General features: G+C 72.1%; 11 protein-coding genes. 6 read left to right on the forward strand and 5 right to left on the reverse strand.

Going from position 1 to position 12,528, the window contains the following annotated elements; translation table 11 throughout:
* Window positions 1-84: 84 nt before the first annotated feature.
* From AB0L37_RS06975 to AB0L37_RS06985, 3 genes are all read left to right on the forward strand, one after another.
* Entirely contained in the window at window positions 85-867 is a 783-nt protein-coding gene (locus tag AB0L37_RS06975) for a VOC family protein (RefSeq protein ID WP_365501154.1), read from the forward strand.
* Between the two features lie 151 nt (window positions 868-1,018).
* Window positions 1,019-3,379, forward strand: coding sequence for a PQQ-binding-like beta-propeller repeat protein (locus tag AB0L37_RS06980; RefSeq protein ID WP_365501156.1), 2,361 nt, complete (start codon window positions 1,019-1,021; stop codon window positions 3,377-3,379).
* A gap of 13 nt (window positions 3,380-3,392) precedes the next feature.
* Window positions 3,393-3,989, forward strand: coding sequence for a hypothetical protein (locus AB0L37_RS06985; RefSeq protein ID WP_365501454.1), 597 nt, complete (start codon window positions 3,393-3,395; stop codon window positions 3,987-3,989).
* Window positions 3,990-3,999: 10 nt separating this feature from the next.
* Here AB0L37_RS06985 and AB0L37_RS06990 read toward each other — a convergent pair whose 3' ends face one another.
* The 3 genes from AB0L37_RS06990 to AB0L37_RS07000 form a co-directional block, all read right to left on the reverse strand.
* Window positions 4,000-4,773 (reverse strand): enoyl-CoA hydratase/isomerase family protein, encoded by a 774-nt coding sequence (locus tag AB0L37_RS06990; protein WP_365501158.1) that lies wholly within the window; start codon window positions 4,771-4,773, stop codon window positions 4,000-4,002.
* The gene (locus AB0L37_RS06995) at window positions 4,770-5,225 is read right to left on the reverse strand and encodes an OB-fold domain-containing protein (protein ID WP_365501160.1); all 456 of its coding nucleotides are present in this window, start codon (window positions 5,223-5,225) and stop codon (window positions 4,770-4,772) included. Before AB0L37_RS06995 ends, AB0L37_RS06990 begins: the two co-directional genes overlap by 4 nt.
* A gap of 74 nt (window positions 5,226-5,299) precedes the next feature.
* Window positions 5,300-6,451 (reverse strand): lipid-transfer protein, encoded by a 1,152-nt coding sequence (locus AB0L37_RS07000; RefSeq protein ID WP_365501161.1) that lies wholly within the window; start codon window positions 6,449-6,451, stop codon window positions 5,300-5,302.
* Between the two features lie 100 nt (window positions 6,452-6,551).
* On the opposite strand from AB0L37_RS07000, the gene AB0L37_RS07005 reads away from it, so the two are divergent.
* Complete coding sequence (locus tag AB0L37_RS07005; RefSeq protein ID WP_365501163.1) at window positions 6,552-8,111, forward strand: FadD3 family acyl-CoA ligase; 1,560 nt, start codon at window positions 6,552-6,554, stop codon at window positions 8,109-8,111.
* A gap of 216 nt (window positions 8,112-8,327) precedes the next feature.
* On the opposite strand, the gene AB0L37_RS07010 is transcribed toward AB0L37_RS07005, so the two are convergent.
* Together AB0L37_RS07010 and AB0L37_RS07015 are read right to left on the reverse strand one after the other, a co-directional pair.
* Window positions 8,328-8,960, reverse strand: a complete 633-nt coding sequence (locus tag AB0L37_RS07010) for a nucleoside/nucleotide kinase family protein (protein ID WP_365501165.1) — start codon at window positions 8,958-8,960, stop codon at window positions 8,328-8,330.
* 27 nt (window positions 8,961-8,987) lie between these two features.
* Window positions 8,988-9,689 (reverse strand): DUF4232 domain-containing protein, encoded by a 702-nt coding sequence (locus AB0L37_RS07015; protein WP_365501167.1) that lies wholly within the window; start codon window positions 9,687-9,689, stop codon window positions 8,988-8,990.
* Window positions 9,690-9,863: 174 nt separating this feature from the next.
* On the opposite strand from AB0L37_RS07015, the gene AB0L37_RS07020 reads away from it, so the two are divergent.
* Together AB0L37_RS07020 and AB0L37_RS07025 are read left to right on the forward strand one after the other, a co-directional pair.
* A complete protein-coding gene (locus AB0L37_RS07020) occupies window positions 9,864-11,174 on the forward strand; it encodes a helix-turn-helix transcriptional regulator (protein ID WP_365501169.1) in 1,311 nt (436 codons plus the stop codon).
* Between the two features lie 97 nt (window positions 11,175-11,271).
* Window positions 11,272-12,525 carry a PLP-dependent aminotransferase family protein gene (locus tag AB0L37_RS07025; protein ID WP_365501171.1) on the forward strand — a complete coding sequence of 418 codons (1,254 nt, stop codon included), beginning with the start codon at window positions 11,272-11,274 and terminating at the stop codon, window positions 12,523-12,525.
* Window positions 12,526-12,528: the final 3 nt, after the last annotated feature.

A 12,528-nucleotide genomic window follows, 5' to 3' on the forward strand; every position in this document is an offset into this window, starting at 1 on the left:
AATGACGCGCCGTGAGCGACCGGAATTGGCCAGACGTTCGAATCCGGGCCGCGTGCGTGCGGCGGCCGTGACTAGCGTGACGCCATGTACGCCATGGATCCGGCCTTCCCCGAAGGCGCCCCGTGCTGGGCCGACGCCCGGCTGCCCGACGTCGAGGCGGGCAAGCGGTTCTACGGAGACCTCTTCGGGTGGACCTTCGACGAGGGCGCCGGAGCCGAGCGCGGCTACTACACGGCGGCCTACTCCCAGGACCGGGCCGTCGCGGCGGTGGCCCCCGGGGAAGCGGCCTGGACCGTGCACTTGGCCGTCCGCGACACCTACGCCACCGCCGAGCGGGCCGTGACCGCGGGCGGCCTGATCACCGCGGGACCCGTGTCCGACGGGGCCGTCGCCACGGTCGCGCGGCTCACAGGCCCCGAGGGGGCGGCCTTCGGCCTCTGGCAGGCGGGCAGCCATCAGGGCTTCGAGCGGACCGGAGCCCCGGGCGCCCTGTGCCGCGTGGACCTCCACACCCCGACGCCGCCCCTCAGCGACCCCTTCTACGAGAACGTCTTCGGGTACGACGGGTACGACGAGTACGACGGGTACGACACGGAGGGCCACGGCGCCGTCAGGCACTGGCGCCCGCGCGGCCCGGGCGCCCCCGCCCCCACCCTCGCCCGGGTGGCATCCGACACCACCCCGCCCCGCTTCCTGCTCCACTTCGGTGCCACCGACCCGGACGCCTGCTGCGCGGAGGCGGTCAGGCTCGGCGGACACGTCCGGGTGGCACCGCACGACACCCCGTACGGCCGCCGCGCCGTCCTCGTCGACGACCAGGGCGCGGAATTCGGCCTGTGCACCCTCCTGGAGCCGGCCGGCGCCTGAACACCTGCCCGAGACACCCCGTTATGCCCCCGGGTTCGCAACGAGAGCCCCGTACAGGAAGAATCGGGGTGCGTGCCGCCGTAGCGCTGCGGTGGTGAGACGCTGACGGGGGCCGTACGTACGGTGGCCCGTACGGGGAGGTGGCAGGCAAGTGGTGGATCAGCTGACGCAGCACGATCCGAGGCGGATCGGTCCGTTCGAGGTTCTGGGACGGCTCGGCGCGGGCGGCATGGGCCTGGTCTATCTGGCGCGCTCGGCCTCGGGCCGGCGTGTGGCGATCAAGACGGTGCGGACCGAGCTCGCCGAGGACCAGCTGTTCCGGGTCCGTTTCACGCGCGAGGTCGAGGCGGCCCGGGCGGTGTCCGGCTTCTACACGGCCGCCGTCGTCGACGCCGACCCGCGCGCGGCCGTGCCGTGGCTGGCCACCGCGTACGTGCCCGCGCCCTCCCTCGAAGAAATAGTGAATGAGTGCGGGCCGCTGCCGGCCCAGGCGGTGCGCTGGCTGGCGGCGGGCGTCGCCGAGGCCCTCCAGTCGATCCACGGCGCGGGCCTGGTCCACCGCGACCTCAAGCCGTCGAACGTCCTCGTCGTCGAGGACGGACCGCGCGTCATCGACTTCGGTATCGCGTCCGGCGTCTCCAACACCCGCCTGACCATGACGAACGTGGCCGTGGGCACGCCCGCGTACATGTCGCCGGAGCAGGCGAAGGACTCCCGCAGCGTCACCGGGGCGAGCGACGTCTTCTCCCTCGGGTCGACGCTCGTCTTCGCGGCGACGGGGCACGCCCCGTTCCACGGCGCCAACCCCGTCGAGACCGTCTTCATGCTCCTGCGCGAGGGCCCTGACCTGGAAGGACTCCCGGACGAGCTGCGGCCGCTCATCGAGACGTGCATGCACATGGAGGCGACGATGCGCCCGTCGCCCGCCGACCTCCAGGCCCAGCTCGCGCCGCACCTCTTCGGCTCCGGCAGCGACGACAGCGGCACCGCCTCCGCGTGGCTGCCCGAGCGGTCCGTCGCGCTGATCGAGGAGCGCAGGGGAGGCCGCCCCGCGGTGAAGGCGCAGGCGCCGCGCACGCCGGGGCACGGCGCCCCCATGCCGGCGATGCCGCCGCAGCCGCCGGGCCCCGTGTCCACGGACGGCTGGCGCGGACAGCCGGTCTCCGCGGGGGCGTCCGTCGCCGCCGACGGGCCCGTCCACCTGGCCGGGGCGCAGGTCCCGATCGGGCCTGGCCCCCGGGTCGCCGACGCGCGCGCCGCCGCCGTGAAGGCGCCGCCCGCCGAATCGGGCCTCGCCGCGTCCTGGTCCCGCGCGAAGCCGTCCGTCAACGGCACCGTCGAACCCACGGCCCCCGTCGTCCCGGCCCCCGCCTCCGGTGAGGGCTCCGCCTGGCGGCCATGGCGTTTCCGCATGTCGAACGACGTATGGGGCACCCCGACCGTCGCCGGCGACCTGGTCTACGTCACGTCCTTCGAGGTCCACGCGCTCGACGTGGCCACCGGCAGGCGCCGCTTCAAGACCCGCGACGTCGCCTGGTCCATGGCCGTCGCCGACGGCCGCATCCATGCCTCCGACGGCCCGACCCTGTGGGCGCTCGACGCCCGCGAGGGCTCCGACCTGTGGCGGATCCAGACCGACGCCTGGGTGTACGCGCTCCAGGCCGACCGCGGCACCGTCGTCACCGGCACCCGGGGCGGCGGCGTCCAGGCCCGCGAGGCCGTCAGCGGCGAACTGCTGTGGGAGATCACCGGCTGCCAGACCGACTTCGAGGCCCCCGAGGCGGGCCCCGTCGTCCACGACGGCACGGTGTACGTGTGGCAGGACGCCCGGCTGCGCGCCCTGGAGGCCCGTACGGGTGAGGAGCGCTGGTCGTACCCCATCGGCGACGCGGCGTCCTGCGGCGGCGTCCCGGTCCGCCTCACCCCCGCGCCCGACGGCTACGTGTACGTCTCCGCGGGCACCCGGGTCCTCGCGATCGACGTCGCCTCCGGGCACGTGCGCTGGCACTTCGAGGCACCGGCCGTGTTCCTGTGCCCGCCCGCGTACGCGCCGGGCCCGGCCGTCACGGGCGGCGGCGTCTACCTCGTCGACCACCTCGGCACGGTGTACGCCCTCGACGCGACGGACGGCCGCGACCGCTGGCGCATCGCGACCGAGTCGCGGCCCACGTCGGTCGACCCTGTCCTCGTCTCCCACGGCCACGTCCACGTGGGCAGCGGCCAGGGCCTCTACACGCTGGACGCGGTGACGGGCACGCCGAAGTGGCGCTTCCAGGCGGGCGGGGAGATCGTCGGTTCCCCCGTGGTCGCCGACGGCCGTATCCACTTCGGTTCCTCCGACCACCTCCTCTACACGCTGAAGGCGGACGACGGCCGCCTGCGCTGGAAGCTGGCCACCGGCGGCGAGATCACGGGCACACCCGTGGTGACGGCCGGGGTCGTGTACGCGTGCAGCAAGGACCGTTGCGTGTACGCGCTGGACGCGGAGAAGGGGACGGGGACCAGCCGATAGGGTGCCCGGCGTGATGAAACGGGGAATCAAGCTCACGGCTCTCGCGACCCTGGTGGCTCTGGCGCTGACCGGGTTCACGACGGGCCGGGGCCACGGCGGACGCGGCGGGCACAAGTCGAGCGGGAGCGGCGGGGGAGGGTGCAGCAGCTCCTCGCAGAACCACGGGGGCTCTTCGAACTCCAACTCCTCGACGTCCGGCGGGAGTTCAGCCCATGACGACGACTACGACAACGGCTACGACGACAGCTATGGCAGCTCCGGCACATCGGGCAGCTCCGGCCGCACGCCCCGCTACCGCTCGACTCCCTCCTCCTCGGCAAGCGGCGGCAGCGCATCCCTGCGGGACGCCACCGTGAAGCTGGTGAAGTGCGCGTCGCCCTCGGCCCCGTACGCGACCGTGGAAGTCAGCAACCCGAACCGGAGCACCGAATCCTTCCTGGTCTCGGTCGACTTCATGGACGCCAAGGGCATTCGCGTCACCGACAAGGTCGACGACGTCAAGGTGAAGGGCAAGGGGAGGACGACCGCCCGGCTGAAGGTCGACGGGGAAGGGCTCGTCGGGGAGATCGACCGCTGCGTGGTGGACCCGACCGGCAGCGTGGAACGCTGACGGCGCACCCTCACCGCACCCGACAACCCCCCGCCGTACGGGACTTGAACAGCTCGGCCTGCTCCTCGTCCGGCAGGTTGCCGAGCGCGATCAGGTGCGGGGCCTGGGCGAAGGCGTGGGCGCGGGCCGCTTCGGTCGCCGCCCACGCCGCGCGCACCGTGCCCTGCACCGCGGCCGTCGGATACCCGGCGATGGTGACGGCGCAGCGCACGGCAGCCTCCAACACCCCGCCCGCCGGGGTGAGTTCCGACACCAGGCCGATCTCGTACGCGCGCCGCGCGGACAGCCGCTCCGCCGTGCCCATGAGCGCGAGCCGGGTCACTTCGCCGGGCGGCATGCGCTGCGCCAGGTACCCGGTCTCGTACGCGCTGACCATGCCGTACGTGGTGTGCGGGTCGAAGAAGGTGGCCGTCTCGTCGGCGATCGTGAAGTCCGCCTCGCCGATCAGGTAGAAGGCGCCGCCGCACGCCATCCCGTTGACCGCGGCGATCACCGGTTTCCACAGGTCGTTGGCCTTCGGGCCGACCGTGAGCAGCGGATCGTCCATGGAGTACGGGGACGACGGCTGCGGGGCGTCGATGTCGCGGTCGACCCCGGTGCAGAAGGCCCGGTCACCGGCGCCGGTGAGAACGACGGCGCGTACGGCGTCGTCGCCCCGCAACTTGCGCCACACACCCGTCAGTTCATCGATCGTGGCGCGGTCGAGGGCGTTGTGACGGTGCGGGCGGTCGAGGGTGACGACGGCCACACCGGTCTCCTTGTCGGTCTCGGCGCGCAGCGTCACGGCCGCTCCAGGACCCAGCGGGGCACGGTGACGCCGCCGGTCTCGGTGAAGACGGCCTGCACGCGGGCGCCGATCCGGATCCGGGCGGGGTCGGCGGAGTCGAGCGGGGCGTCGGCGGAGGTGACGAGGTTGCCGACGAGCCGGATCCGGGGCGCTTCCGCGAGTTCGACGATGATCGCGTTGTACGGGGCGAGTGCGGCGTACGCCGGGAGCAGGGGCGGGTGCGGGACGACGTAGGACCAGATCCTTCCCTTGCCGCTCATCCTCCGCCAGGTGGAGTCGAAGGACTGGCAGTGCGGGCAGCAGGGGCGGGGCGGGAACCGGAGTTCTCCGCAGCCCGGGGCGGCGCAGGCCTGGATGCGGAGTTCGCCTCGGGCGGCGTAGTCCCAGAAGGGGGCGCCGTCGTCGTCCGGTACGGGGGTGAGGAGGGGTGCGGTCTTCTCGTCTGCCATGTTGCTGTCCCCTTGCCAGTGCAGGTGGTGTGTGGTTGCTCGCGCAGTTCCCCGCGCCCCTTGCGGGGCGCTCCTCAGGCCGTTCGCAGGAGGACGGCCGATGTCGGGACACCCTCCCCAGCCGTCACCAGGCACGTCCGGGCGTCCGGAACCTGCGCGGTGCTGGTGCCCCGCAGCTGCTTGACGCCCTCGTTGATGAGGTTGAAGCCGTGGACGTAGGCCTCCGAGAGGCCGCCACCGCCCGTGTTGATGGGGAGGCGCCCGCCGATCTCCAGGGCGCCGCCCTCGGTGAAGGCGCCGCCCTCGCCGCGCCCGCAGAACCCGTAACCCTCCAGCGAGAGCGGGATGAGCGGGGTGAAGGCGTCGTAGATCTGGGCGACGTCCACGTCCTCCGGCTGGAGGTCGGAGTGCTTCCACAGGTGCCGGGCGGCGGTCCAGGCGGGCCCGGTGAGCGGGTCGTCGTTCCAGTAGTTGACCATGCCGTGGTGCTGGGCGGGCAGCCCCTGCGCGGCGGAGTGGATGTAGACGGGCCGCTGACGGCAGTCCCGGGCGCGCTCGGCGGAGACCACGACGCACGCCAACGCCCCGTCGGTCTCAAGGCAGTTGTCGAACAGACACAGCGGCTCGCTGATCCACCGGGAGTTCATGTACATGTCCCGGGTGAGGGGGCGCTCGTACATCATGGCGGCCGGGTTCTGGTTGGCGCGGTTGCGGCAGGCGAGGGCGACGTTGAAGAGGTGGTCGCGGGTGGCGCCGTACTCGTGCATGTAACGCCGGGCCAGCATGCCGATCTCGTCGGCGGGCCGCAGCAGCCCGAACGGCCGGGTCCACTGTGCGGGGGTGGGCAGTTGAACGGCGGTGTTCTTCCACGGCCGGGGCCCGCTGCCCCGCTTCCGCGACCTCCAGGCGACGCCCACACTCGCCTGCCCGGTAGCGACAGCGGACGCCAGATGCGCGACGGTCGCACATGAACCGCCCCCGCCGTAACCGGCTTTGGAGAAGAAGGTGACGTCCCCCGCCCCGATCGACTTGGCGACCTCGACCTCGTCGGTCTCCTCCATCGTGTACGAGGCGAACCCGTCCACCTCGGACGGTTCGATGCCCGCGTCGTCCAGCGCCGCGAGAACGGCCCGACAGGCCAATGCCTTCTCGGACTCCCCCAATTGCTTGGCAAAGGCGGTCTGCCCTATGCCGACGATCGCCGTCGCGTCCTTGAGTCCCGTCATGGGCACCCCCACCTGCGCACCTGGATCCACTGGCTGACAGCGCGTCAGGCTACAGCTAATCTGACGGATAGTCAGCTACGGCGTTGTGGGAGGTCTTTCGATGAACGCGGAGACATGGGGAACCATCCCGGGGCTGATACGGGACGCGGTGGAACGGCACGCGGACCGTGAAGCAGTCGTCGACGGCCGCACCCGCATCACGTACGCGGAACTCGGCGACCGGATAGAACGCGCGGCAGCCGCCTGCATCGCCAACGGCATCGAGGCGGGCGACCGCATAGCCGTCTGGGCGCCGAACAGCCTGGACTGGATCGTCTCGGCGCTCGGAGCGGTCAGCGCGGGCGCGGTCCTCGTCCCCCTCAACACCCGTTTCAAAGGCGCGGAGGCAGCCGACATACTCTCCCGCTCCCGAGCGCGCCTCCTCTTCGTCACAGGCACCTTCCTCGGCACGAGCTACGTGGCGTCACTGCGCCGCGCCCAAGAAGCAGGAGCCCAACTCCCGCACCTGGAACAGGTGGTGGTGCTGGCCGACACCGCACCCGACACCCCGGGCTTCCGCACATGGAAGGAGTTCCTGGCGTCCGGCGACAAGGTCACATCCGATGAAGTACACGAGCGCGCGGCCCAGATGGCACCGTCCTCACCGTCGGACATCATCTTCACGTCGGGCACCACGGGCAGGCCCAAAGGCGCGGTCATCACCCACACACAGACACTGCGCGGCTACGAGATCTGGGCGGACCTGGCCGGCCTTCGCGAAGGCGACCGCTATCTGATCGTCAACCCGTTCTTCCACACCTTCGGCTACAAGGCCGGGATCATCGCCTGCCTGATGCGCGGCGTGACGATGGTCCCGCAGCCCGTCTTCAACGTGGACACGGCCCTCGCCAACATCGCCGCCGAACGCATCTCCGTCCTCCCCGGCCCGCCCACCCTCCACCAGTCCCTGCTCGACCACCCGAACCGCGACGCCCACGACCTGTCGGCGCTGCGCGTCGTCGTGACCGGCGCCGCCGTCGTACCACTCCGCCTGGTGGAGCGGCTGCGCGGCGAACTCCACGTCGCCACCGTCCTCACCGCATACGGCCTCACCGAGGCCAGCGGCATCGTCACCATGTGCCGCCGCGACGACGCCCCCGAGACCATCGCCGCCACGTCGGGCCGCGCGATCCCCGGCACCGAAGTCCGAGTCGACGCCCCAGCGGGCGAACCGGGCGAGGTACTGGTCCGAGGCTTCAACGTCATGCACGGCTACTTCGAGGACCCGACCGCCACCGCCGAAGCCATCACAACAGACGGCTGGCTGCACACCGGCGACGTAGGCATCCTGGACGCCAACGACAACCTCCGCATCACCGACCGCATCAAGGACATGTACATAGTCGGCGGCTTCAACGCCTACCCCGCGGAGATAGAACAACTCATCGGCCTCCACCCCGACGTGGCCGACGTCGCGGTAGTAGGCGTCCCGGACGCCCGCCTAGGAGAAGTGGGCAAGGCATACGTGGTCCGCCGCCCCGGAGCCACGACAACGGCCGACGACCTGATCGCCTGGTCCCGCCGGGAGATGGCCAACTACAAGGTCCCGAGGGAGGTCACCTTCGTGGACGCCCTCCCCCGCAACGCTTCCGGCAAGGTCCTCAAGAGGGCCCTCCACTGACACGACGACGCACCCGCGGTCGCAACTCAACGGGAGGGGACGTGTCGGGGTGCCCCCGCAGGACTCCGCAGGCACTCAGCGCACCCGAACCGACATTGGTCGTCCGGAGACGAGGCGACCAATCCGGCCGAGGAGGCACCCCGACACGGCCCCGCCCCCACCCACCGACCGACGGCGAACCATGAGCGTTCCGCTCGGGCGCGGTGCGCGAAGTGATCAGTCCACATCCACGACCAAGTCGGCGCGCTCCCGCCCCGAGGCCACCTGCCGGGCGTTCGCCTCGTCGGACCGGAGCACCCAGGCACGCGCGGCCGACGGGGACTTGCCGAACCGCACATGCCGAGCGATCAACCGCTCGATCCGCACGGCGTCATCCACGGCGACCCACCACACCTCGTCCAACTGCGGCCGCACGACGCTGGACCAGGGCTCTTCATCGAGAAGAAGGTAATTCCCCTCGGTGATGACCACAGAGACACCAGCGGACACCGGCAACGCCCCCGCCACCGGCTGCTCCAACTCCCGCTCAAAACAAGGCGCATAGACCGTCTCGCCCGGACGAGGCGCCCGCACCCGCGCGAGCAGGGCGCCGTACCCGTAGGCGTCGAACGTGTCGGGCGCCCCCTTCCGGTCCGTCCGCCCCAGCCGCCGCAGTTCGGCGTCGGCGAGATGGAAGCCGTCCATGGGGACGAGCGCGGCCAGGCCGTCCAGGGCGGCGACCACCGCCTCCGCGAGCGTGGACTTGCCCGCGCCCGGCGGCCCCGCGATGCCGATGACCGGGCGTGCGGCGCCGTCGGCACGGGCGAGGGAGCGGGCGCGGGCGGCGAGTTCGTCGACGTACGGCACCATGAGCCGCAGCCTTTCACGGTGCCGGCGTCACCAGTTGATCGCCGTGTCCATGTCCTGCTGCCAGTACGTCACCTGGATCGAGTCGTCGATGTAGGCGCCCTGGGCGGGCAGCGCGGGGTGGGCGCTGCCGACGTACGAGTCGCCGGCGCGGCCCTGGAACATGATCTCCAGGCTCTTCTCGGTGTGGCCGTGGCCGCCGCTGCCGTCGGCGGCCGACAGCAGGATCGCGGCGTAACCGGCCTCACCGGGGTTGAGCGTGACGACGGCCTGCGGGTGGGAGTCCGCGATGACCGGCGGCACGGACTGGGCCTCGCCGAAGCGGACGGCCGGGTAGCCGTACAGGTAGCAGGGCTTGCCGCCGGTGTTGGTGACGGTGAGCAGCATGTGGTTGACGGGGCGGGTGAGGGGAGCCGCGACCGTCTTGGTGTTGGAGCCCGTGCAGGTGACGGGCTTGGCGGAAGCGGGAGCGGGGGTCTTCGTCGCCGAGGGCGCCTTGGTGGCGGGGGAGTGGGCGGCCGGCTTCGACGGGGTCGCGGCCGGCGCACCCGACGAGGGCGCGGACGGGGACGAGGGCGCGGACGGGGACGAGGGCGCGGAGGCCGACGGGGCCGGCGCGCCCTCGTCGTCGACGCCCGTTCCGTCGTTGCACGCGGTCAGCGCGAACGCGGCGAGTGCGACGGACGCGGCGGCGGTCAGAAGGCGGGTGCGGGAGTTCCGGATGCCGGACATGTGGTGAGCCCCTTGGGAGTCGGAGTCGGTGTGGTGCTTGGATGACTGGAGCTTGTGGGGTGATCCGTCCCAACGGCCACGGCTGCCGGGCAGTTGGGGACACTGGAACGCTGAAACGGGCTCTGACCTGGGGAAATGACCGTCCCCTGGAACGGGTGGATGGGACACGGGGGCATGGAGGAACGGGTGTCAGGGGATTTCGCGGAGCTGCTGCGGGAGCTGAAGGACCGCTCGGGACTCAGCTACGGGACCCTCGCCAAGCGGCTGCACATGAGCACGTCGACGCTGCACCGCTACTGCAACGGCACGGCGGTACCGACCGAGTACGCGCCGGTGGAACGCCTCGCCCGGGTCTGCAAGGCGACGCCCGACGAACTGGTCGAGCTGCACCGCCGTTGGATCCTGGCGGACGCGGCGCGAGGCCGTAAGAGCGAGCCGGCAACCACGCCTGAGGCACCTGAGGCACCCGAGGCACCCGAGGCACCCGAGGCACCCGAGGCACCCAAGGCACCCAAGGCACCCAAGGCACCCGAGGCACCCGAGGTGATCGAGGCAGCCGAGATCGACCCGCGCCCCACACCCGCCCCCACTCCCGCTCCCCGCCGCCGCACCGCACTCATCGCCGCCGTGGCCGTCGCCGCCGTACTCGGCGCCGTCACCCTCGCCGTGAACCTGACCTCCGGTGACGGCCGCGACGGCTCGGCCGACCGTCAGCAGGCGGCAGGCTCCACCGCCGAGGCGACCGGGAACCACAGCCCCACGACGCCACCGTCCACATCCACGTCCCCGTCCGCCAGGAGCAAGCCCTCGGCGAGCCCGCGTACGAGCGCGTCCGGGAAAACATCCGCGTCCACCCACCCCGGCACACCCGACGACGACGCGACCGTCCCCCTGAACGTCGCCACCCGCCCGTACGTCTACGACAGCCCGTGCAGTCAGCACTTCCTCGTCGACAGCGCACCGGAACAGGTCGGCCCGCCCGCCGGCGAGCAGGACGCCGTGCGCTGGGCCGGCGCCTACGGAGCCGTCTCCGGAGGGGAACAGCGGATCGCGCTCACCGTGCAGGGCTCCGGCAAGGACACCGTGGTCCTGGAGGACCTGCACGTGCGCGTCACGGCCAAGTCCGCGCCGCTCGCCTGGAACGACTACGCGATGGGCGTCGGCTGCGGCGGCAACGTCGAGACCAAGTCCTTCGACGTCGACCTCGACAACGGCAGCCCCACCGTCTCCGTCAAGAACGGCCAGCGCGACTTCCCGTACAAGGTCAGCGAGTCCGACCCCGAGGTCTTCTACGTCACCGCGCACACCACGGCCCACGACGTCCGCTGGGAACTGACCCTGGACTGGTCGAGCGGCTCGCGCCACGGCACCGTACGCGTCGACAACTCCGGCACCCCGTTCCGTACGAGCGCGAACGCGGGACGCCCCGGCTACGACTACCCGCTGGGCGGCGGCGAGTGGATCAAACGCGACGAACAGCCCTAGCCCGGTCCAGCCCTGTCCGCATCCCGGAAAACTCCGTGCGGCGTGCACGTGTCTCCATAGGGTCCGGAACGATCCCGCAGACAAGGAGCCGCCGCCCATGACCACCACGCCAACCACGCCCACCACGCCCACCACCACAGCGACCGCAGCGCCCGCATCAGCGACCACGCCGCCCCCGGCGCTCGCCGCCCGCGTCGCCGGCACCGGCGGCTCGCCGATCCGCGCCATCCTCGCCGTCACCGCCCGGCCCGAGGTCATCAACTTCGCCGGCGGCCTGCCGGCCCCCGAACTCTTCGACACCGAAGGCATCGCGGCCGCCTTCGCCGAGGTCCTGGCCACCGAGCCGGAACGCGCCCTCCAGTACTCCACCACCGAGGGCGAACCCGCCCTGCGCGAGGCGCTCGCCGCCCGGACCACCGCGCGCGCCCTGCCCACCGGCGCCGACGACCTCCTGATCACCACCGGCTCCCAGCAGGCGCTGTCCCTCCTCGCGACGGCCCTGCTCGCCCCCGGCGACACGGTCCTCGTCGAGAACCCCTGTTATCTGGCGGCACTTCAGGCCTTCGGTCTCGCCGGCGCCCGCGTCGTCGGCGTCCCCTGCGACGACGACGGCATCGACCCGGACGCCCTCGACGCGCTCGTCGCCGAACACCGCCCCAAGCTGCTCTACACCGTCCCCACGTTCCAGAACCCGACCGGCCGGACCCTGCCCGCCGAGCGCCGCGCCGCCGTCGCCCGGGTCGCGGCCCGCCGCGGTCTGTGGATCGTCGAGGACGACCCGTACGGTGAACTCCGCTTCGAGGGCGGGCGGGTGCCGTGGATCGCCACGTACGAGGGCGCCCGCGACCGCACCGTTCTGCTCGGCTCGTTCTCCAAGGTGATGGCGCCCGGCCTGCGTCTGGGCTGGCTGCGCGTGCCGCAGGAGCTGCGCCGCGCCTGTGTCGTCGCCAAGCAGGCCGCCGACCTGCACACCCCGACCGTCAACCAGCTCGCCGCGGCCCGCTACCTGTCCACGTACGACCTCGACGCGCACGTCACGAAGGTCGCCGCCGTCTACGCAGAACGCCGCGACGCGATGCTCGCCGCGCTCCCCGCCGCCCTCCCCGAGGGCTCCACCTGGACCCGCCCCGAGGGCGGCATGTTCCTGTGGGCGACGCTCCCGCACGGCGCCGGACACGACTCGACCGCCCTGCTGAGCAAGGCGGTCGAGGAAGAGGTCGCGTACGTCCCGGGCGCCCCGTTCTACGCGACGGACCCCGACCCCGCGACCCTCCGGCTCTGCTTCGTCACACAGACGCCGGAGGAGATCACGGAAGGGCTCGCGCGCCTGGGGCGCGCCCTGAACGGCTAGACC

The sequence above is a fragment of the Streptomyces sp. NPDC052225 genome (genome assembly GCF_040679615.1).
GTDB lineage: Bacteria > Actinomycetota > Actinomycetes > Streptomycetales > Streptomycetaceae > Streptomyces.